Annotated in this window: 14 protein-coding genes; 8 read left to right on the top strand and 6 right to left on the bottom strand. The window is 58.0% G+C overall.

The window, feature by feature from the left end:
* Positions 1 to 28 precede the first annotated feature (28 nt).
* Positions 29 to 934 carry a glycine betaine ABC transporter substrate-binding protein gene (locus tag FBY12_RS03915; protein WP_145251350.1) on the bottom strand — a complete coding sequence of 302 codons (906 nt, stop codon included), beginning with the start codon at positions 932 to 934 and terminating at the stop codon, positions 29 to 31.
* A gap of 263 nt (positions 935 to 1,197) precedes the next feature.
* On the opposite strand from FBY12_RS03915, the gene FBY12_RS03920 reads away from it, so the two are divergent.
* Positions 1,198 to 3,234 (top strand): NADH:flavin oxidoreductase, encoded by a 2,037-nt coding sequence (locus FBY12_RS03920; protein WP_145251352.1) that lies wholly within the window; start codon positions 1,198 to 1,200, stop codon positions 3,232 to 3,234.
* A 47-nt stretch (positions 3,235 to 3,281) separates the two neighbouring features.
* On the opposite strand, the gene FBY12_RS03925 is transcribed toward FBY12_RS03920, so the two are convergent.
* Together FBY12_RS03925 and FBY12_RS03930 are read right to left on the bottom strand one after the other, a co-directional pair.
* Entirely contained in the window at positions 3,282 to 4,076 is a 795-nt protein-coding gene (locus FBY12_RS03925; protein WP_145251354.1) for a pyrroline-5-carboxylate reductase, read from the bottom strand.
* The gene (locus tag FBY12_RS03930; protein WP_145251356.1) at positions 4,073 to 4,771 is read right to left on the bottom strand and encodes a TetR/AcrR family transcriptional regulator; all 699 of its coding nucleotides are present in this window, start codon (positions 4,769 to 4,771) and stop codon (positions 4,073 to 4,075) included. The genes FBY12_RS03925 and FBY12_RS03930 overlap by 4 nt, the downstream gene beginning before the upstream one ends.
* 162 nt (positions 4,772 to 4,933) lie before the next feature.
* Between FBY12_RS03930 and FBY12_RS03935 the strand changes: the two genes are divergently transcribed.
* The 5 genes from FBY12_RS03935 to FBY12_RS03955 all read left to right on the top strand — a co-directional run bounded on the left by FBY12_RS03935 (position 4,934) and on the right by FBY12_RS03955 (position 12,762).
* A complete protein-coding gene (locus FBY12_RS03935) occupies positions 4,934 to 5,752 on the top strand; it encodes a DUF1206 domain-containing protein (RefSeq protein WP_145251358.1) in 819 nt (272 codons plus the stop codon).
* Between the two features lie 85 nt (positions 5,753 to 5,837).
* Positions 5,838 to 8,000 carry an ATP-binding protein gene (locus FBY12_RS03940; protein ID WP_121730918.1) on the top strand — a complete coding sequence of 721 codons (2,163 nt, stop codon included), beginning with the start codon at positions 5,838 to 5,840 and terminating at the stop codon, positions 7,998 to 8,000.
* A 181-nt stretch (positions 8,001 to 8,181) separates the two neighbouring features.
* Positions 8,182 to 8,925, top strand: coding sequence for an SDR family NAD(P)-dependent oxidoreductase (locus FBY12_RS03945; RefSeq protein WP_145251360.1), 744 nt, complete (start codon positions 8,182 to 8,184; stop codon positions 8,923 to 8,925).
* Between the two features lie 145 nt (positions 8,926 to 9,070).
* Positions 9,071 to 10,480 (top strand): putrescine-ornithine antiporter, encoded by a 1,410-nt coding sequence (gene potE / locus FBY12_RS03950; protein WP_145251362.1) that lies wholly within the window; start codon positions 9,071 to 9,073, stop codon positions 10,478 to 10,480.
* On the top strand, positions 10,477 to 12,762 hold the full coding sequence (locus FBY12_RS03955) for an Orn/Lys/Arg decarboxylase N-terminal domain-containing protein (RefSeq protein ID WP_145251364.1): 2,286 nt from the start codon (positions 10,477 to 10,479) through the stop codon (positions 12,760 to 12,762). The genes potE and FBY12_RS03955 overlap by 4 nt, the downstream gene beginning before the upstream one ends.
* 109 nt (positions 12,763 to 12,871) lie before the next feature.
* Here the strand turns inward: FBY12_RS03955 and FBY12_RS03960 are convergent, their stop codons facing one another.
* The 3 genes from FBY12_RS03960 to treS all read right to left on the bottom strand — a co-directional run bounded on the left by FBY12_RS03960 (position 12,872) and on the right by treS (position 18,945).
* Positions 12,872 to 14,437 (bottom strand): nuclease domain-containing protein, encoded by a 1,566-nt coding sequence (locus tag FBY12_RS03960; protein ID WP_145251366.1) that lies wholly within the window; start codon positions 14,435 to 14,437, stop codon positions 12,872 to 12,874.
* Between the two features lie 2 nt (positions 14,438 to 14,439).
* Complete coding sequence (locus FBY12_RS03965; protein ID WP_178111713.1) at positions 14,440 to 16,758, bottom strand: McrB family protein; 2,319 nt, start codon at positions 16,756 to 16,758, stop codon at positions 14,440 to 14,442.
* Positions 16,759 to 16,878: 120 nt separating this feature from the next.
* Positions 16,879 to 18,945, bottom strand: a complete 2,067-nt coding sequence (gene treS / locus FBY12_RS03970) for a maltose alpha-D-glucosyltransferase (protein WP_145251368.1) — start codon at positions 18,943 to 18,945, stop codon at positions 16,879 to 16,881.
* A 246-nt stretch (positions 18,946 to 19,191) separates the two neighbouring features.
* Between treS and FBY12_RS03975 the strand changes: the two genes are divergently transcribed.
* Both FBY12_RS03975 and FBY12_RS03980 read left to right on the top strand, forming a co-directional pair.
* On the top strand, positions 19,192 to 19,860 hold the full coding sequence (locus FBY12_RS03975; RefSeq protein ID WP_145251371.1) for an MliC family protein: 669 nt from the start codon (positions 19,192 to 19,194) through the stop codon (positions 19,858 to 19,860).
* 123 nt (positions 19,861 to 19,983) lie between these two features.
* Entirely contained in the window at positions 19,984 to 21,303 is a 1,320-nt protein-coding gene (locus FBY12_RS03980) for an OprD family porin (protein ID WP_145251373.1), read from the top strand.
* Positions 21,304 to 21,427 lie beyond the last annotated feature (124 nt).

The following is a 21,427-nucleotide window of genomic DNA, read 5'->3' on the forward strand; positions in this document are numbered from 1 at the left end:
ACGCTGCCAACAGCGTCGCCCTTGTTAGTTATTGAGTGACGCCACGCGCAGCCGTTGCCGTGTCAAACATCGCAGCAAAACGCGGTTTGTTCGCCGCGTAATAGTCCGCCACCACCTTGTCTGCAGTACTTTCCCGCGCCGCGAACATCAACTTTTCAAGGTCTGCCTGAGGGATTTTGAAGTTGGCGAAGAAACGCGCCACTTCCGGATGTTCCGCGCTGAAACCCTGGCGAGCAAACGCGTGGATTTGTTCAGCGCCGCCGAAGATCTTCTTCGGATCATCCAGATAACGCAGCGACCACTTGGAGAACATCCAGTGCGGGCTCCAGGCGTTGACCAACGACCACTTATCGCGTTTCAGGTTGCGATCCAGTTCACTCAACATGCCCGACTCTGAAGACGCGACCATCTTGTAGCCATCAAGTTTGTATTCCTTGAGTGCCAGTTCCGTGAGTTTGTATTGGCCGTTGCCGACTTCAGACGTAAGGATCTTGCCGCCCAGTTTGGCTTTCACGTCAGGCTTGTTCAGGTCTTCGACACTGGCGATCTCACTTTCAGGAATTGTCGTCGGCACCGCCATGCCGATCCGCCCTTCATAGAGCACGCCAAGGTCTTCAATCTTGTCGCGGTACTTGTCGTGGAAAGCTTTGTGCGTGCTGGGCAACCAGACCATCGGGATCAAGTCGATGTTGCCGTTGGCCAGCGCCTGGAACTGAATACCTATATCCGCCAGCACCAGTTTTACGGGTTGTTTGAGGTTGTCCTGTAACGCCGCGCTGGCCAGTTTCACCGTGATCTCGGTGTCCGACCAATTGACCCAACCGATACGGATCGGCTCCGGGTCTGCGGCATTGGCGATCAGGCTGCAAGTGCCCAGCGCTGTCGCTGCGAGCCAGCCGATCAGGCTTTTACTGGATAACGTTTGGTGAGTCATCGTGCATCTCCGCTTTATCTATTCGAATAGTTATTGGCAGAACAGCAGAAGCAACAAACCTCTCCCGCAGGAGAGCAAACAAGATCGCAGTCACAAAGCATCAAACCGTCATCGGCGGTTCTTGTTTTAGCGGATCTTAATCGCGGGTTTGCAGGCGCACAAGCAAAATGTACACAGGTGTCATGAATGGTTGACGCCTATGAACATTGGACATACCGTTATGTCAAAACCAACGCCTGATGTTTGTTCGAGGAGCGCACCACATGTCCAGCGATCCCTTGTTGCAGCCCTACACAATCAAAAACCTGACCTTGCGTAACCGCATCATGACCACCTCGCACGAACCGGCGTATCCGGTCGACGGCATGCCCAAGGATCTTTATCGCGCCTATCACGTCGAGCGTGCCAAGGCTGGCGTTGCGTTGACCATGACCGCCGGTTCTGCGGCGGTATCACGCGACAGCCCGCCGGTTTTCAACAACATCCTGGCGTACAAGGACGAAGTGGTCGGCTGGCTCAAAGACCTCACCGATGAGTGCCACGAACACGGCGCGGCGGTGATGATTCAACTGACTCATCTGGGCCGTCGCACGCGCTGGGATAAAGCCGACTGGCTGCCGGTGGTCTCGCCCTCGCACCGGCGCGAGGCGTCGCACCGCTCGTTCCCGAAAAAAATGGAAGAGTGGGACATCCAACGCATCATCAAGGATTACGTGGACGCCGCCGAACGCATGAAAGCCGCTGGCCTCGACGGCCTGGAGCTGCAAGCCTACGGGCATTTGATGGATCAATTCTGGTCGCCGCTGACCAATGATCTCGACGGACCTTACGGCGGCTCGCTGGAGAATCGCCTGCGTTTCACCTTCGATGTGCTGCGCGGTATCCGCAAGCAATGCGGCGAGGATTTCATTCTCGGCGTGCGCTATACCGGCGACGAAGACCTGCCCGGCGGCTTCGGCGCGCAGGAAGGCATGGCGATTTCGCACCTGCTCAAGGACAGCGGCCTGGTGGATTTCCTTAACGTGGTGCGCGGGCATATCGACACCGATGCCGGCCTCACCGACGTGATTCCGATCCAGGGCATGCGCAACTCGCCGCACCTGGATTTCGCCGGTGAAATCCGCGCGGCGACCGGTTTCCCGACGTTCCACGCGGCGAAGATTCCCGACGTCGCCACCGCCCGGCATGCCATCGCTTCCGGCAAAGTCGACATGGTCGGCATGACCCGCGCGCACATGACCGACCCGCACATCGTGCGCAAAATCATCGAAAAACGTGAAGAAGACATCCGCCCGTGCGTCGGCGCCAACTATTGCCTGGACCGCATCTATCAGGGCGGCGCGGCGTATTGCATCCACAACGCCGCGACCGGCCGCGAAACCACGATGCCGCACGAGATTGTGCAGGCGCCGGTCAAACGCAAAGTAGTGATTATCGGCACTGGCCCGGCGGGTCTGGAAGCGGCGCGGGTTGCCGGTGAGCGCGGGCATGACGTCAGCGTTTTTGAAGTCGCCGACCAGCCCGGCGGGCAGATCCGCTTGACCGCGTTAAGCGAGCGTCGCCGCGAGATGATCAGCATCATCGACTGGCGCATGGCCCAATGCGAACGGCTCGGGGTCAATTTCCATTTCAACACCTGGGCCGAGGCCGACACGGTGCTGGCGCAAGAACCGGACGTAGTGATCGTCGCCACCGGCGGTTTGCCGCACACCGAAGTGCTGAAACATGGCAATGAATGGGTGGTATCTGCGTGGGACATCATTTCCGGCGACGTCAAACCCGGCCGCAACGTGCTGATCTTCGATGACGCCGGCGACCATGCGGCGTTGCAGGCCGCTGAAGTCATCGCCAACAGCGGTGCCACGCTGGAAATCGTCACGCCCGACCGGTCGTTTGCGCCGGAAGTCATGGCGATGAATCTGGTGCCGTACATGCGCAGCCTGCAAGACCTCGACGTCACGTTTACCGTGACCTACCGGGTCGAAGCCGTGGAAAAACGCGATGGCAAGTTGCTGGTCAGCTTCGGCAGCGATTATGGCCGAGTGAATAAACAGCGGTTGGTCGATCAGGTGGTGATCAATCACGGCACCCTGCCGCTGGACGACCTGTACTTCGAGCTGCGCGGACATTCAAGCAATGGCGGCGCGGTCGAACAGCACAATTTGATCGCCGGCAAGACCCAGAACATCGTCACGCACCCCGAAGGTCGTTTCCAATTGTTCCGGATTGGCGATGCAGTGTCGGCGCGCAACACCCACGCCGCCATCTACGACGCGCTGCGGCTGGTGAAAGACCTCTGAGCCGACGCCGCAGCGTCCTCATTTAGAGGACGCTGCGGTTATTTGCATCAAAGACCTTTACGCGCGAGCGCAGCGCCCTCCTCCAAAGCCTTGCCGATCTGTTGCTCGAACTGGCCATCCGTCAGCGACTGCAACGCGGCGGCGGTCACGCCCCGATACGCAATCAAACTATCGAGGGTTTCCTGCGCATCGCGGCTGGCGAGTAACTGGCTGCTATGCACCACCACATTCTTCGCCGCGAGTTGGGCGATATCGGCAGGTATTCCGGCTAGCGTCGCCTGCCTGGCCAACGCGGTCAGTAATAACGCAGGAAACGCCGGACCGGTGCCGGACAGCGCTGAGAGCACCTCGATGTGATCCTCGTGCGTCACTTCAGCCGCTGTGCCGACGCTTTCGAACAAGCGCTGCACCAGGTTTTTTGTCGCCGCATCCACCTCGCCAAAACAAAACCACGGTGTGAACGATTGCTCGATTTCCACCGCTGCGTTGGGCATCGCCCGAATGACCGCCGCTGCCGAAGTCTGCTTTGAAATCGCCTGCGCGGTAATCCCGGCCATCAGCGAGATCACGGTTTTGCCCGAGGCATTAATGTTGAGATTGGCGAAGTGTTCGGGGCGCACAGCAAGGATAATCAGCCCGCTGCGGTCCACCAGTGCCTGATTATCGGTGACCAGTTGCGCGCCTTCTCGCGCAAGCGGATGACTGCCGGATCGATTGGAAATAACCAGATGGCCTTGTGCAAACACGCCTTTCGCCAGCAGCGCTTTTGCAATCGAGCCACCCAGCCAGCCAGTTCCGCCGATGATTCCCAGCGTCTGGATTCCCGGCGTCTTTGTGCTCATTTCGCCGCCTCCTCGAACGTGTCGGTCAACGGCACAAAGTGCCCCGGCTCGCTTTCGGCGTAACCGAACTTTCCGTAGAAACGGTCCAGTTCGCGTTGCTTTGGCACTTTGCCGGTGAAGATGCTCACGTAATGCGGGATGCGCTGGAAACGCACGGTGATTTCCTCGCTGGTGTTCATCGTGATGTAACCGATCTGCGTCAGGTAGATCGTGCGCGCGCGGGTGTCGGCGGCGTTGAAGTCGTAACCAAAACGCTTGAACATGCTCGCCAGCGCGCTGATGCGTTGCTCATCGGCAGTGGCGACTTCGGCCGCAACCTCGGCAGACTGCAACGCCCAGCTGCGCACGGCGAACTCGAATTGCGAATCGAACGTCTGCGGGTTGAGCCAGCATTCGAAAACATTGAGGATCGCTTCGGAGATGCTTTCCGCGTAACTCTCGCTTTGGCGGATCAGCCCGCCGGTATTGGTGTCGCGCCAGCGTGTGAGCAAAGCGCCGAGCAATTGCTCGCGATCCTCGAAGAACCAATAAAAGCTGGTTCGCGATAATCCCAGGCGTTTCGCCAGCGGCATCACCCGAACGGCATCGATGCCCGACTCCTTCAAGACATCGTAAGCGGCAGTCAGCCAACCCTCCGGCGAGCCCCTCCATCCGCTGTCCTGCGCCTTGCCGCGTGCCTTGCCTAACTGAGACATCGGGTCCTGCCTTGCTGAAAAATGCGTGACCCGAATGTACTCGGACGACCTATAAATGTACACCTGAGTACATTTTGCCGACTTCACTGCAAGTCGAAGCCAGATCGAACCCCGTCGGACGTTACAGGTCTCTGGTGTATAACTTTTCGGGAATTAACAGCAATGTCCACGCAACACAGCCTTATCGTTTTAGCTCGGGGCGGTTATGCCGCTCGGGGCATTCTTTACTTGATCATCGGCATCTTCGCGTTACTCGCGGCCCAGGATTCGAGCAAACCCAAAGACAGTCACAAGAGCCTGGAAGCATTGTTGAGCCAGCCATTCGGCTACGTGCTGATTGGCATTGTGGTTGCAGGTCTGCTGGCGTTCGCCGCTTGGCGAGTATTGCAGGCAACCCGCGATGTTGATCATCACGGAAAAGAGTTCAAGGGATTGGTGATCCGTGCGGGTTTATTGGCCGGCGGCGTGGTAAACGGCGCACTGGCGTTCTTTGCCCTGGGGTTGCTGGTCAGCGGGATCAAGAGTTCAGGCGGTTCCGAAGGTGGGCAAACCAAGGACTTGCTCGCGCATATGTTGTCGTGGGAACACTCGAACTTGCTGGTCTACCTCGTCGCACTAGTGCCACTGGGCGTGGGTATCGCGCACATCATCAAGGGCTGGAAAGCTTCGTTCGAGAAATACTTTGAAGCCGACGAAGAGGTCATGCGTTATGTAAGGCCGGTCTCGCGATTTGGTCTTATCGCCCGTGGCGTCGTATTCATCGAGATCGCCCTGCTGTTGATGATCAGCGGCTCAAGCTATAAGGCGATCAATCCGCCGGGCATGAAAGATGCGCTGAATGCGTTGCAGAACTTGCCGGCCGGCGGTGTGATTCTGATGGTGATGGCCTTGGGGCTGATTGCGTTTTCGGTCTACAGCTTGTCCGAAGCGGCGTGGCGCAAGATCAACATGGACGTGCCCGGCGTCGCGGAACGGCACTAAGCTCACCGGCGATCAGCCTTCGATCATATCGATTGAACCCGCCCGCAACAGCACCCTCGGATATACAAATGAGATGGGTGATGACATGGCTACCGAGGAAACACTACTGCGTCAGCGCAAGGTCCTCGCCAGGTTTGGCGAGTTGGCCGTGGCGTCGGATGACCTTGAGAATATTCTGGATGAGGCGTGTCGCTTAGTCGGCGATGCGCTGGAAACCAACATGGCCAAGTTCATGTTGTTACTTGATGACGGCATTACTTTCCTGGTCCGCAATGGTGTTGGCTGGACGCCTGATGTGGTCGGCCAAGTGCGAGTCCAGGCCACGGTGGGCAGCCCGGAGTGGTATTCGCTGGAAACCAACAGCCCGGTAATTTCCACCGACATCGCTACCGAGACACGCTTTCGTTATCACCACTTCCAAACCGAAAATGGCGTCAAGGCCTTCGTGAACGTGCTGGTGCTGGACGCTGAGGGTGAGCGGCCTTTTGGTATTTTTGAAGTGGATAGCCACACGCCTCGCGAATTCACCGAGAGCGATATCGACTTCTTGCGCGGCTACAGCAACTTGCTGGGCGGGGTGTTAAAGCGTTCGAAAACCTTGGGCGTCATGCGTTCTACGGAAAACAAACTGCGCGAAAGCGAAAGGCACTACCGCATCGCCGCCGAGTTGAATCCATTGTGGCCATGGACCGCCGACGTTGCTGGCGACCTTAGTTCGATTGATCAGCGCTGGTACGAATACACCGGCCTGACCGCCGAGCAGACGCTAAATCGGCAATGGGCCAATGCTGTTCATCCTGATGATCGTGTTTCATTGATTACGCTTTGGGACCAATCGCTGGTCACCTTAAAACCGTTCGATTCACAGATCCGCATCCGCAAAAACACTGCCGATTACCGTTGGTTCCGGGTTCGCGCCTTGTGCAGTCTCGACAGCAATGGCCAATGTGAACAGTGGTACGGCACGATTGAAGACATCGACGACCGCGTGCAGTTGGAAAGTGCACTTCGCGACTGGAATGACCTGCTCGAAGTGCGCATCGGCCAACGCACCCAGCAACTGGAGGCTGAGCAGCACGAACGGGCGATGACTGAATCCAAGTTGCGCCAAAGTCAGAAAATGGAAGCGGTCGGGCAACTTACCGGCGGCATCGCGCACGACTTCAATAACTTGCTGGCCGGCATTATCGGCAGCCTGGAACTGATGCAACGGCGCATCGATGCCGGTCGTTTTGGCGAACTGTCGCGCTACAACTCCATAGCCATGACCTCGGCCTCGCGGGCGGCGGCGTTAACTCAACGACTGCTGACCTTTTCCCGTCAACAGTCACTCGAACCCGAACTGCTGGAACCGCGCAAAGTGGTAGCAGACCTTGAAGAGATTATTCGTCGCTCGGTCGGGCCGAGTATCGCAGTGCAGTGTTCATTCCAGGTCAATGACCGGATCAAGTGTGATCTCAATCAGCTGGAAAACGCCCTCCTCAACCTGGCGATCAACGCCCGCGACGCCATGCCCAATGGCGGCACGCTCGATCTGCGGGTCGACCGCTGCGTCATCGACCAAGCGGCATCCTCGGAAAAACTGCTGCCGTCCGGCACCTACGTGAGCATTTCCGTCACCGACTCGGGCACCGGCATCAGCCCCGACATTCTGTCGCGCATTTTCGATCCGTTTTTCACCACCAAGAAGATCGGCGAAGGCACCGGGCTCGGCCTGTCGATGATTTATGGTTTTACCCAGCAATCCGGCGGGCAAGTTCGAGTTCACAGCACGCTCGGCATCGGCACCACTGTGACCATGTATTTCCCCGTTGACCATTCGCAGCCCGGTGAACTTAAAACTTCTGCCGACACGCCTGAAGAACATGAACTCACTGCGCACAACGAAACCATTCTGCTGGTTGACGATGAAGCGGCTGTTCGTGAAATGGCCGCCGAGTTGCTATCTGAAAGTGGCTACCGGGTAGTTGAAGCGGTGGACAGTGTTTCTGCGATCAAACAGGCAGAAAAACTCGATCACCTGGACTTGCTGGTGTCCGACATCGGCCTGCCCGGAATGATGAACGGCATCAGTCTGGCCGCCCAACTTCGGTTGAAGTATCCGCAGTTGAAAGTGTTGTTCGTGACCGGTTTCGCCGGCGGGACCAATCTGGTGTCGGTCGATGCAACCACTAGAGTGCTGACCAAACCGTTCAGTTTGAATGAGCTGAGTTCGCGGGTGCATGCGCTGACGTTGGCGTCCAACTAAGCGCTACTCCCTACAGCGAATACCTCGTGTCAAAAAGACCGCGCGTAGTCTTTATGACTTCAAACCCGCGCGGTCATAAAGACTGCACCTCTGGCCAAAGCCTTGTCATACAAGGGCCCTGAACTTGGCCCATCTTTTGAATAGTGTGCTTCCAACATTCCACCCACTCAGGAAGCACACGATGAGTAATGATTTTGAAGGTCGATTGGCGGTAATAACCGGCGCAAGTTCCGGTATTGGTCTGGCAGTCGCTGAGCGGCTGCTGGCACAAGGTGCTCGACTACTTGCCATGTCTCGCCAAATAGGCGGATTGCAAGAGTTGAAGGTCCGCTATCCGCAGCAACTGACTTGGGTCGCTGGCGACGTCAGCAATAAACCGGATCTTCAGCAACTGGGCGAACACGCTTCCCGTCTCGGACCGGTAGATTACCTCGTGCCGAACGCGGGGATTGCCGAACTTGCCGACGGAATGGACCTGCAAGCGTTTGATCGGCAGTGGGCCGTCAATGGCGCTGGCGCACTAAACACATTGGCCTGCTTGCGCCCACACTTGGCGCAACCGGCGTCAGTGGTGTTCATCGGGACTTTCCTGGCGGACGTTACATTCCCCGGACTTGCCGCTTACATCGCCTCCAAAGCCGCGCTGAAAGCACAGGCGCGCACGCTGGCGGTGGAACTTGCGCCGCAGGGTATTCGCATCAACATGGTTTCGCCGGGCCCCACCGCGACACCGATCTGGTCCACGTTGGGCCTGAGCAATGACGCGCTGGCCGGCGTCGCCACTCAGGTCAATCAGCGACTTCTGGACGGCCAATTCCTCAACGCCGGCGCGGTTGCGGATGTTGTTCTGTTTCAACTAAGTAATGGCGCCAGAAGTGTTTACGGCCAGGACTGGGTGGTGGACGGCGGTTACACCCTTCGCTAAACCCTTCAAGTAAACAGTCCCGTTGCAGCCAGCGCATTAGTTGCAACGGGCAATCAGCCATCACCCGCGAACACTTTCATTTCTTGCAGCCTCGTCATCCTTTGCTATAGCTACTGTTCCGAAATGCAATTAACGAGGCAACGGAATGTCAGTCGCGGAGAAAATGAGTGTGGGGCAACTGACGATGTTGACCGCCGTGAATATGCTCGGCTCCGGCATCGTCCTGCTCCCGACCAAACTCGCCGAAGTCGGCGGGATTTCGATACTTTCCTGGCTAATCACAGCCACCGGCTCGCTCGCCCTCGCCTACGCCTTCGCGCGCTGCGGCATGCTCAGTCGCAAGACTGGCGGCATGGGCGGTTATGCCGAATACACCTTCGGCAAGGCCGGCAACTACCTTACCAACTACACCTACGGGGTCTCGCTGTTGATTGCCAACGTGGCGATCAGCATCACGGCGGTCGGCTATATCCAGGTGTTGTTCGACGTCAAACTCGACTCGCTGCAAGTCGGCCTGGCGACAATTGCCTTGCTGTGGATCACCACGTTCGCCAACTTCGGCGGGGCGCGGATCACCGGGCAGATCGGCGCGTTCACCGTGTGGGGTGTCATCGCGCCGGTTGTGCTGGTGTCGACCATCGGCTGGTTCTGGTTCGACAGCAGCGTCTACGCCGCCGGTTGGAACCCGCACAACATGGGCTGGATGGACGCGGCCGGCGCTTCGGTGGCGATCACGCTGTGGGCGTTCCTTGGACTTGAATCGGCCTGCGCCAACACCGATGCGGTGGAAAACCCCGAGAAAAACGTGCCGATTGCCGTGCTCGGCGGCACCCTCGGCGCGGCGGTGATTTACATCGTCTCGACCAACGTGATCGCCGGCATCGTCGATAACCCGGAACTGGCCTCGTCCACCGCGCCGTTCGGGCTGGTGTTCGCGAAAATGTTTACGCCGCTGATCGGCGACATCGTCATGGCCGCGATGGTGCTGGCGTGCATCGGCTCGCTGCTCGGTTGGCAGTTCACCATCGCTCAGGTGTTCAAAAGCTCGGCGGATACCGGTTACTTCCTGCCGATTTTCGCCAAAGCCAACAAGGCCGGCACGCCGATTGTCGGCATGCTGATTCTGCTCGCCGGGCAGACCGCGCTGGGCTTTCTGACGATCAGCCCGGACTTGAGCAAGCAGTTCGACACGCTGGTCAATCTGGCGGTGGTGACCAATCTGGTGCCGTACATCCTGTCGATGGCGGCGCTGATGACCATGCAAAAAGTCTCCAACGTGCCGACCGGCAAAGCCTTGGCCACCAACATCATCGCGTGGGTCGCGGCGGCTTACAGTTATCTGGCGCTCTACAGTTCTGGCGAGCAGGCGCTGATGCTCGGCGGCGTCGCGACGATCTTCGGCTACACGCTGTTCGGCTTCGTCAATAACCGCCTGATCCGCCTCGAAGCAATCAACAACAGCGTGCCGACGCAGACCGTCAGCGCGCAGCACCTAACCGGCGAACCGGTGCCGGTGAACCACTTGCAATCGGCAACTCTGGAGGTCAGGCCATGACGGAATATCGACACACGCTGGGGATGCTCACGCTGCTGGTGAGCAATCCGCCGGATAAACGCACCGTGTTCGGCCGGGCCCTCGATCAGTTGGTCCACGATGTCGAAGAACGCGCCATTCGCGTGTTGGCGTCAGAGAGCTTGAGCGATGCTGCGTCGATCCTGCGCACCGACTCGGCAATCCAATGCGTGCTGCTCAGTTGGGAAATGGACGACAGCGACGACCACAAGGCCTGCATCGAACTGCTGACCAGCCTGCGCCAGCGCAATACCCGCGTGCCGGTGTTCCTGATCAGCGACCGCAGCACCGCGTCGAGCATTCCGCTGGTGGTGATGCAACACGCCGACGACTTTATCTGGCTGCCCGAAGATACCAGCCGCTTCCTCAGCGGTCGCATTCTCGCGGCCATCGAACGTTACCGCCAAGCCGCGCTGCCACCGATGTTCGGCGCGCTGGTGAAGTTTGCCCGCACCTACGAATATTCCTGGCACACGCCGGGGCATGCCGGCGGCACCGCGTTCCTCAAAAGCACTGCAGGCCGGGCGTTTTATGAGTTTTTCGGCGAGAACCTGCTGCGTTCGGACTTGTCGATTTCCGTTGGCGAACTCGGCTCACTGCTCGATCACAGCGGCCCGATTGGCCAGGGTGAACGTTACGCGGCCAAGGTGTTTGGCGCGCATCGCACGTATTACGTGACCAACGGATCGTCGACCTCCAACCGCGTGATCCTGATGGCCAGCGTCACGCGCAATCAAATTGCCCTGTGCGACCGCAATTGCCACAAGTCCGCCGAACACGCGATGACCTTGTCCGGGGCGATCCCAACCTACCTGGTGCCGACCCGCAACCGCTACGGCATCATCGGCCCGATCCTGCCGCAGACCTTGAGCGCCGAAGCTGTGAAAGCGGCTATCGCCAACAACCCGCTGGTGCGCGACGGCATCGACCCGACGCCGGTCCACGCGATTGTCACCAACTCGACTTACGACGGCCTGACCTACAACGTCACCCGCGTCGAGGAATTGCTCGGGCAGAGCGTTGATCGTTTGCATTTCGATGAGGCCTGGTACGGTTACGCGCGGTTCAATCCGCTGTACCGCGAGCGCCACGCGATGCACGGCAGCCCGGACGATCACGACGCGTCGAAACCCACGGTGTTCGCCACCCAATCCACCCACAAACTGCTCGCGGCGCTGTCCCAGGCCTCGATGATTCATGTGCGCAACGGGCGTAATCCGATTGAGCACGGGCGCTTCAATGAGTCGTTCATGATGCACGCCTCGACCTCGCCCAACTACGCGATCATGGCGTCCTGCGATGTCAGCTCAGCCATGATGGAAGCGCCGAGCGGGCAGATTCTCACCACCGAATCCATCGAGGAAGCCGTGGCGTTCCGCCAGGTTATCTCGCACATGCACCACGAAATGCTCAGCAACAACGACTGGTTCTTCACCTGCTGGCAGCCGCCAACCGTGCACGTCGGCGGCGCGAGCGTGCCGTTCCATGAAGTCGATCCGCAGTTGCTGAAAACCGAGCCGAATTGCTGGGTGCTGCATCCGAACGAGGTGTGGCACGGTTTTGGTGATATCGAAGACGGCTACTGCATGCTCGACCCGATCAAAGTCTCGGTGCTCAGCCCCGGCATGGGCGACGACGGCAATTTGCTCGACACCGGCATTCCGGCCTGCGTGCTCACCGCGTACCTCGGCCGCCAAGGCATCGTCGTCGAGAAAACCACCGACTTCACCATCCTCTTCCTGTTCTCCATCGGCATCACCAAAGGCAAATGGGGCACGCTGGTCAACGCCCTCCTCGACTTCAAACGCGACTACGACGAAAACCTCGACCTCGAACTGGCCCTGCCCGACCTGCTCGCGGCCAATCAGGAACGCTACGCCGGCATGGGCCTGAAGGACCTCGCCGACGAAATCTTCGCCGCGATGAAACAACACAAAACCACGGCCAACATGTCCCAGGCCTTTGGCACCTTGCCGACCGCCGAATTCAGCCCGGTCGAGGCTTACGAAAATCTGGTGCGCAACAACATTGAACTGGTAACCCTCGACGAAGCGGCCGGCCGCGTCGCAGCAACCGGCATCGTCCCGTATCCGCCGGGCATTCCATTGCTGATGCCGGGCGAAAACGCCGGTCCTGCGGATGGACCGCTGTTGGCGTATTTGAAAGCGCTGGAGGCGTTTGACAAGTCATTCCCGGGGTTCACGCATGACACGCACGGGATTGAGAGCGAGGGCGGGGTTTATCGGATGTTGGTATTGAAGTGATTTGGCAGTGATTTGGCAGTGACAGAGAAAATGCGCGCGCGAAGTGATTCGCTCGCGCATTTTTTTCAAACGCACCTCGCTGCTTTTTTGCGTGGCCGTCTCGACGTACTCAGACCTGGCCATCGACGTTGAGGACTTTCTTCAGTTGCTGGCCCACAGCCTCGCTTCCTTCCCGCCCTCCAACTACCCAGACACCTACGCCATGCTTGGATTGATAATCCGATTTTTCCAGAATCGGAACTGCACCACCGCGCGGGATCAATAACGCAGAGGCATCGGGTTTTCTGCCATGCCAACGCAAACTGTCGTGATAGAGATGGGCTGATGCCATGCCGTCCAATACGCCAAATCGGCTGCTGCGGTACTTGGCATCGAGAACGATGAAACGTTGAAAGTCGGGGGCTTTCATGGTTATGACAATGTCTGGAAATCTGAGCCTGGATAGGCTGGAGAAGCCGTGATAGGGCTTGCGATCAATCGCGGGGCACCTTATCTGAAACCACACGTCCAGCGTGGTCCCCTCACCTGTGCCGCGCCAAAGAATTCGCCCCGCATTCATGCGCGAAGATCGGCATTTCCAGTCCAGATCGGGATATTGTTTTCGCAGTTGTTCCAACACTGTGACAAAACACCATCGCTCGTAAATTTCCCAAGTGGGGCTCAGCCAAAGTGTCTCGTTTTTTTCCTTGCCCAAGACGCCCGAGCGCAAGCAATACCAACCAAATCGGTAAGCACGAGCATAAACAGGTTGCGCCGAAATGGCGTTCAGGCCAGCGGCAGTCAATCGTCGATGAGCGAGATTGCAAAATGGCTGCATCCGTTGAACTCGGTGCAACTGAAGCAGTAACTTTTCAACGAAAGCGATGCGTCGAATCAATCTTGGGCCGAGAGCAGACCGCGTCTCACTGAGCCTTTCTCTGACTGCAATATCTTTCAACGAAGTGCAGACTTGTTTGCACCGCCGAATGACCTCAGAAAGGACTAGCCCGAGTGCTTGGTTCGCAGGGTTGTCCTGCTCTTCATAAACGCTGGATACGTCGAAGCGAACGATGTTTAAAGGCGGTTTATGCGGATTCGCTTTATGCAGAAGTCCTAATCCAGTCGGACTCATCAGTGCCTTTCGAACGCCGGCAACGTCCAGACGCTTGACCTGATGGGCGCTGACCGACGTGCGCTCCTGGCGCAGTGACGTCAGTGGTTTATGACTGACTTGCCGAAGGGCTTCGAGCATTCGGTCGCCGTAACGTCGAAGCCGAGCGTACTGCAGATGAGCGTTAGACAACGCGCCATTGTTGCCAATGGCCATTTGAGCAGCCTCGGTGCCCATGAGCAGTGACGGATCGAACTTCAGAATCGTATCAATCATTTCGGCATACGACTCACTGCCTAACTTACGGCCGTCTGCGGATACATCCAAGCGGTAGGTCGCAACGGTCTGGTCCAGCTCATTCAGAAGCTCAGCCACAACCTCACCTGCGAAGTAGCCAGGTGACCAGCACCACGCTCGCTCACCGTTTAAGTTCGAATCATCTAGACGTATGTCGTCGACATAGAATGAATGTCCCTCGACTACCGCGAATCGGTAAGCACTTTTTTCCATAAAACCCGGATTTAAAACACCGGGATTTACGTCCAAAAATATCCCATCGCACTCTGCCCGCAAGATAAAGGTCATCGTCAGCGCCAAAATCTGGTGGAGCCGGAGTGATTCAATTCTTCACCCATCTCTGTAGCTTTGCCCAGTGACGAATGCATCTTCGCCCCAGCCAAAGTTGATTTGAGCGATGCGAAAACCCGTTGCAGTCTCGGGCTGTCTTCGCCTCTCAGTTTCGGCAGGATTTTAGAATAAACCGCTTGGTCCAACGCGCTTGAAAACTCAATGACCTGTCCTTGCTGGGTTTGCTGGAGGTAACCGAGGATGTCATGCAGTGTTCTCCAGCCAAAATGCAAACGAGCCGGCCGAAGAATACTCATCATCGCCACCATCAGGTCGCGAACTATTGCGGTCTGGTCTGATGTAAGTGAACTGTTAGTCCATCCGGGGAAGGCAGCAACATCGATATCCCAGAACTCGATCACCGATGCGCGATCCAGCACTTTATCGCTCAAGCCATGGGTCGTCTCATCCATGTTGACTGTGCCGATAATCACCAGGTTACTTGGGTAAGGGATGCTTGGCGGCACATCATCAATGGCTTCAGCCTGGCCATGAAACACGATGGCCTCCCCCGTCTCCATCGCCGAAAGCAATGGCGCCAGATATTGTTCGGGATGAGACAAATTCATCTCATCAAGTATCAGCGTGTACGGTTTTAAAGGATTGGAGCTGGCCTGCAGCAAAAAATCCAGCACAGCGGTGCGCATGTAAGTATCAGGTTCAATCGGGTTGACGTAACCCAGCAGACTTGAATAGTCATGCCATCCAGGCTGGACCGGAACAACCAGCACACCTTCCGATGGCTGGGGATCGCCTTGCCAGAGGCTAAGTGCATACCGCAGCGCAAGTTGGGTTTTACCCGCGCCACTTAACCCGGTCAGTACTGCAAAGTGTCGTCGAGAATGACACCACAGACCCGCGTCCAATTGGCCGATGACTGATTCAGGGAATGGGAACTCTGAGCTGAATCCAGCAATGATGTGTTTGAGCGAGGGTCTTTGCATCTCGCCAAGATCCAGCACTACCGAGCCGAGCTGCACGACCACCGGCTCCGCATTTGTGTCAGTGGCCAACTCGCGTGGAACCCAGTGGATCCGTTGAACCCACTGCTTGCCGCTTTCAGTAAGCTGCAAAAGCTTGTTCTGCAGGCTGACAAGGTCCAGGTTGCGCAGCCAACCGATCAGACTCGATGGTGCGAAATCGGACGTCCATCCAGGATTGGCTTTGCGCAACACGAGGATTGCATCGCGGCTGGACAGTGAATTTTGGTTCAGCGCATACAGTAAATAATCAAACCCCAGAATGCGCGTAATCATCCAATCGATCACTTCGTCGGGTTCGCCAGATTCTAAAAATGCTTCACCGCGCAATGTCAGGTGCAGATCACCGCCGGAGGCACGGAGCACTCCCCATTCAGCGATCAATGCGTTCAATTGAATGTTGAAGGTAGCCTTCTTCGATCGTGGGCTGATCGATTGCAGATGCTGCATGAAGTCTTCGCGTGTACAGCCTTCAGCAGCGAACTCAATCATGGTCTGTATCGTCGCAGTCCCCCCGCCGATTGCTACCATTCCCCTTCTTCGGCGCTCTGGCGCAAGTGGATTCAGCCGCTCCTCGCCAGTCACCGGATCAGATTTTTCGGTTGCTTCAGGTTCTGGATTTTGGACGTAGGTCGAATAAAGCAGCCACGGCAAGGTAAGTCGTGATGTACCTTCACGCGAATAGAAATCGGGCGAAACGCCGAGTACTTTGTCGAGGCGATTCAGAACCATTTGATGAAGGTGCCGGCGCTGACCACGTAATGGCAGGCCCATTGCAAACGCCAATTCTCGAAGTTTGCGAAAGTGCGTGATCGTGGTGAAGGCACCGGGGCAGAGCAACGCAAAAACCCGATACATCTTCAACCTCGGGTTGCGCCTGGTGAGTAACGCAACATCAGCCGCAATCAGCCGCCATGCCTCTGAAATAAGTAGCTCTCGCTCGCCAGCGTCTAAGGTTGTCGAGTACTTTTGCTTGAGCTGCCACAACATCTCGGCAACCTGTGCATCTTTAGCGACCGCGGAGATATCGATATGGCCCATGCCAGTGGCCGATACGGCCTCTGCATTCCAAAGGGACAGTTGAAATTTTTCGCTCAGGAATTCGTCATGAGAAACATCGCGAACCCGCTCCAGCCAACCATGAAACTCGTCAATCCAACGCTGGTTACCCGGCAATGAAACGACCTGTTCCAGCAGCGTGTTGCAAGCGTACTTGAGCCCGACATCATCCTTTAAATCTGACAATTGAAATCCATCCATTGGCGGCACGTTATGTGGCGCAATGATGGCACTGAACATACGTTGAGTTCCAGCGGCAGTCGGAGATCAATACTTAATAGGATGGGCTGCACCAAATCGTGAACATCTGCTCGCCCCGATCAGAAGCGTTCGAGATCCTCAAACGCTCCTTTATCCTGGTTACAACATCGGCGTACTGCTCACCACTCGCAGCGCCAACCCCTCATACGCATCCAGCGTAATGGTGAATTCACCCTCATCGGTCAAATCACCTTCAACCCGTTCGTTGATGATGTCGACCACCGGCCCCTGCGCGATGTTAGGCAAGTGCAGGGTTTCGGTGATCGGCGTCGAGCCGAAGTTCAGCGCGGTGATTTGTGTGCCTTTGCCTGCTGGCAGTTCGTGAACCATGATCAGCAGCCCCGGATGCTCGACGTCCGGCACCAGAATCTGCCGGCTCGCGGCGATGTCGTAAGAACGGCGGGCGGCGAGGATTTTCTTCAGTTGCGAGGCGAACGAATCCGGATCCTTGAGTTGGCTCGGCAGGCTGCCGTACAAGGTTTTCGGGCGTGGCATCTGGCCGGCGGAGAACTCGGCGTCGGGGTTCATATCCACCAGATCGTAAGCGCCGCGATGGATCCAGCGCGTATCGCCATCCTCCATCAAATGCGCGACCTGATCCGCCGGCAACGGCAATGCGCCGACCAGATCCCAACCCGACAGCGCAAACACGCCGGGCTGCATGGCGTTGTACATCACCAGCAACAAGTGGATCTGGCGGATTTGCACGATATCGGCGGCGGTGATGGCGTCGAGATCACGAATGCCCAGCGCCGCCGTGATGATGCTCGCGGTGGTGCAAGACACGCCGTTGGTGACGAATTTCAGGTTGTACGGCGCGTGCTCGCCGGCGAGGCGTTCGTACATCTGCTCGCGGATATGCTCGCGCAGGATGCTGCCGGGGAAGGTCTGGCCCTGATACAGATAGGTGTCATGCGCGTGCAGGGTCCAGAAATGCACCAATTCCAGAGTCAGTTCGTCGTGGTTCTGCAGCGCGTGGATCAGCGAACCGGGATCGATGCCCAAGGTGTGCATCTGGCGCAGCATCAGGCGCAGGAATTCGGTATCGCCCATCAGCAGCGCGTGCTGGTAGGCCGGGCGAGTGATGAAGTCGTAAGACAGGTCGGCGCCACCGTGGGACATGGCGGCGATGTCGTCGACGGTGAGGTTGAGCTCCTGGAAGCTGAAACCGCCAGCCTTGCGGATCGCGCCGCCGAGCAGTTGGTTGCCGGTGATCGACAGCGGATGGCTTTCCGACCACGCGGTGCCGTCGAGTTTGCGCTCGACGCCGAGGAAGCCGTTGGCGTCGAGGCGCAGAATCTTCGCGCCCATCACGTCAATCGCATGCAGCGCATCGCCGATGATCATCTGTTGCGCGGCGAAGGTCGGATCGAGCCAATTCAGCGACGGCTGGCCTTCCTTGAAGTAATGCAGGTACACCCAGCGCCGTGGCTTGCCGTCGACGCCGATGACCACTGGCGTGGCGCTCCAGTCGGTTTCCTTGACGCCGGGCTCGAAGAAGATCACCCGTTGCAACTGGCCGACGATGTAATGCTTGTCGCGCAACGCATCGACCTGCAGCGGGCTGAGGTTATGCGCGTCGCGGCCCTCTTCGATGTCGGGCAGCAGCGGCCAGTCTTCCTCGCGGATTTCGACCATGTGGTACAGGCCCGGATAGTCTTCGTAGGCCATCTCGGCCAAACGAAAGTCCGCCCCTTTGCCGGTGTGCGACGGGATCACGTCATCGATGATCACCGAGTTGTGCGCGGCGGCCATGCGCGTCAACGCTTGCAACTGCGCCTCGGTGCCGAGTTGCGGGTCGATGTCGAAGCTGATGCGGTCGAAATTGCCGTCAATCGTCGGCGTGTGCTCGGTGCCCTGCAAACCGCCGGAGCGCTTCAGCGGGCCGTTGTGAATGCCCTGAATGCCGATTCTCGACAGCGCGTGCCACAGCGTTTCATCGCCCAGCGCTTCCAGCACAGTGCCGTTTTCGCTGGTGATAATCGACGCCGGGTAAGCCGTGAACCACACCGAAGACAGGGCCGAAGCGTCGCGGGGCCGGGTATGAGCGTAGGGTTGCTGCCACAAGCGACCTTGCCCGCTATAGAGCTTGGCCCGCTGCCGTGCGGCGTTCAGCATCGATTGCTCGACCAGCCATTCCACGTGCTTTTTATCGACCATCGTCATAAAAACAATCACCTGTCGTCATGTAAAAGACGCAACCGCCCCGCTCCATCCCGGGCGCCGCTTGTCCTTATATGAGGCCGTGCGGCGCCATTCGTTGCATCGTATTGCTGATCCCGCTCCCGCAGGAGCGAGGCTTGCCCCCGAAGGCAATCTGTTCGGCACCTTCAACCCCGGAACAACCCCGAGGTGGAACTTCAACCCCACAGCGTTATAGTCCGCCATAGCCAACAACCCGGTGATCCCTCCATGAAAACCCTCACCGCGACCCTCAGCTACTTGCTGACCTGCTTGCTTGCCGCCGACGCGAGCGCCGCTTCCGGCCCGAGCATTTCCGACGAGCCTGCCGCGCCGATCAGAACCACGTTCGACTGCGCGCTGGCCAAGGTCGCCATCGAAAAACTGATCTGCCGCGATCCGCAACTCAAGCAGATGGACATGGAAGTGTTTCGCCTCTATCGCTTGGCGCTGACGGACGAACGTTCGGTCCCGCCGCCGAAAAAAATCAGCATAGACCAGCAATTCTGGGTCGACGCGCGCAGCCAGTGCGGCGCCGATCCCGACCCCAAGGCGTGCGCAATCCACCGTTACGCCGAACGCGCGCACCAATTGCGCCAAGGCTCGACGATTGCGCGGACCAAGGATCCTTACCGGTTGACGGAGGGCCCGGTGGTTTTTCGTTGCGCTGGGCTAAGCGGTGTAGTGGCGGCGAGTTTTTTCATGATGCAACCGGGATTGGTGTACCTGAAATGGGCGAACGGCGCGGTGACATTGAGCCAGGTCGCGAGTGACAGCGGCACTCGCTACACCGGCAAGGATGCTTTGGGGAGTTACAGCTTTTGGCAGAGTGATGATGCGGTGGTTTTTCAGAAGCCTGGGGCGGGAGGCATGCGTTGTAGCGCTGAGCCCGTGAGCTGAAACCCGACTCAGCACACCCGCTCAATTTCTGTCGTAGCCGCTACGGCAACATCGTCCTGCACTTCCCCCGAATAGTTCTCGTCGGCCTGCCCTGGCGCAGTGCTGCCCCGTGGTGATCGATTGATGATGTGTTCCGTACCCAACCGCTGCTTGTGGCTGTCGATTCTGCTCGCCAGTAAAGCCTTGGCCGACGAACCGCCGCCCGCCGCGCAAGGCTTTCTCGAAGGCGCGACGCTCGACGTATTGGCGCGCAACTTCTATCTCAACAACGATTACCGCACGCCCTCGCCGTCCGGCAAGAGTTACAAAGCCGAGTGGGCTCAAGGGTTTATCGGCGCTTTTGAATCCGGTTTCACTGAAGGCACGGTTGGCGTTGGCTTGGACGCTCACGGGTTTCTGGGGCTGAAACTGGATGGTGGCAAGGGCCATTCCGGCACTGGATTATTGCCGGTCGATGACGAGGGTCGCAGCGCCGATAACTATTCCAGCGCTGGCGGCGCGCTCAAGTTGCGGGCCTCGCGCACCACCGTGGCGTTCGGTGAAATGACCGTGGAAACGCCGGTGTTCGATACTTCGGACAAGCGCCTGCAACCGGAGTACGCCAGTGGATTGCTGCTGAACAGTCGCGAATTCGACGGGATGAAGCTGGTGGCCGGGCGTTTTACCGCGTTCAAGAATCAGGACAGTTCCTCGGGCAAGGGCGATTTCTACGGTTACGGGGCGAACACCGAGGCTGGCGCGATGACCTTTCTCGGTGCTGATTTGTTCACCGACAGCCCGGTCGGCGGCGCGCTGTATGCGTCGGAGTTGAGCGACACCTGGCGTCAGTACTACGGCAATGTGCATCTGCGGCAATCGGATGTTTTTCTTGATGCCAATCTGTATCACACGCGCGACATCGGTCGCGCCACGGCGGGGGCCATCGACAATACGGCGTATAGCTTGTCGGGCAAATACAGTTTGGGCGCGCATGGTTTTACCTTGGGTTTCCAGCAGATTGATGGCGACACGCCGTTTGATTTTGTCGGCGGAGACTCGATCTATCTCGCCAACTCGATCAAATACGCTGATTTCAATGGTGCCCACGAGCAGTCTTGGCAGGCGCGTTATGACTTGGATTTGGGCGCATTCGGCATTCCGGGGCTTAGTTTCATGACCCGTTATGTCACCGGCCGCAACATCGACGGCAGCCATGCGCCGCAGGGTGGCGCGTACAACCCGTTCGACGATGAGCGCGGCGGATATGCGGCGCAGCAGGGTCGCGGCGGCAAGCACTGGGAGCGCGATATCGACTTGCGCTACGTCGTGCAATCGGGGACAGCCAAGGGTTTGTCGGTGCAGCTGTCCCACGTCTCGCATCGGGCTAATGCTGCGCAGGCCGGCGACGATATTGATCGGGTTTATGTGGTCGTTCAGTACCCGCTGAATTTCAATCACCTTTAGGACAACGCGGATTTTTGGGGGCGAAGTTGCTTGCGGGAGCGCTGAGTCAGTCTCGGGCGATATCGACTGGCAGAGCGCTTTCGCGAGCAAGCTCAGCCTACAGGTCCGCGGGGCTGCCCATCCT

The organism is Pseudomonas sp. SJZ131, from assembly GCF_007828705.1.
Classification (GTDB): Bacteria; Pseudomonadota; Gammaproteobacteria; order Pseudomonadales; family Pseudomonadaceae; genus Aquipseudomonas; species Aquipseudomonas prosekii.

Bases quoted from the DNA above. Each gene is read 5' to 3' on its own strand.
- potE (WP_145251362.1), top strand. From the start codon at position 9,071: ATGTCAGTCGCGGAGAAAATGAGTGTGGGGCAACTGACGATGTTGACC.
- FBY12_RS03935 (WP_145251358.1), top strand. From the start codon at position 4,934: ATGTCCACGCAACACAGCCTTATCGTTTTAGCTCGGGGCGGTTATGCC.
- FBY12_RS03940 (WP_121730918.1), top strand. From the start codon at position 5,838: ATGGCTACCGAGGAAACACTACTGCGTCAGCGCAAGGTCCTCGCCAGG.
- FBY12_RS03980 (WP_145251373.1), top strand. From the start codon at position 19,984: ATGATGTGTTCCGTACCCAACCGCTGCTTGTGGCTGTCGATTCTGCTC.
- FBY12_RS03960 (WP_145251366.1), bottom strand. From the start codon at position 14,437: ATGACCTTTATCTTGCGGGCAGAGTGCGATGGGATATTTTTGGACGTA.
- FBY12_RS03930 (WP_145251356.1), bottom strand. From the start codon at position 4,771: ATGTCTCAGTTAGGCAAGGCACGCGGCAAGGCGCAGGACAGCGGATGG.
- treS (WP_145251368.1), bottom strand. From the start codon at position 18,945: ATGACGATGGTCGATAAAAAGCACGTGGAATGGCTGGTCGAGCAATCG.
- FBY12_RS03915 (WP_145251350.1), bottom strand. From the start codon at position 934: ATGACTCACCAAACGTTATCCAGTAAAAGCCTGATCGGCTGGCTCGCA.
- FBY12_RS03965 (WP_178111713.1), bottom strand. From the start codon at position 16,758: ATGTTCAGTGCCATCATTGCGCCACATAACGTGCCGCCAATGGATGGA.
- FBY12_RS03955 (WP_145251364.1), top strand. From the start codon at position 10,477: ATGACGGAATATCGACACACGCTGGGGATGCTCACGCTGCTGGTGAGC.
- FBY12_RS03925 (WP_145251354.1), bottom strand. From the start codon at position 4,076: ATGAGCACAAAGACGCCGGGAATCCAGACGCTGGGAATCATCGGCGGA.
- FBY12_RS03975 (WP_145251371.1), top strand. From the start codon at position 19,192: ATGAAAACCCTCACCGCGACCCTCAGCTACTTGCTGACCTGCTTGCTT.
- FBY12_RS03920 (WP_145251352.1), top strand. From the start codon at position 1,198: ATGTCCAGCGATCCCTTGTTGCAGCCCTACACAATCAAAAACCTGACC.
- FBY12_RS03945 (WP_145251360.1), top strand. From the start codon at position 8,182: ATGAGTAATGATTTTGAAGGTCGATTGGCGGTAATAACCGGCGCAAGT.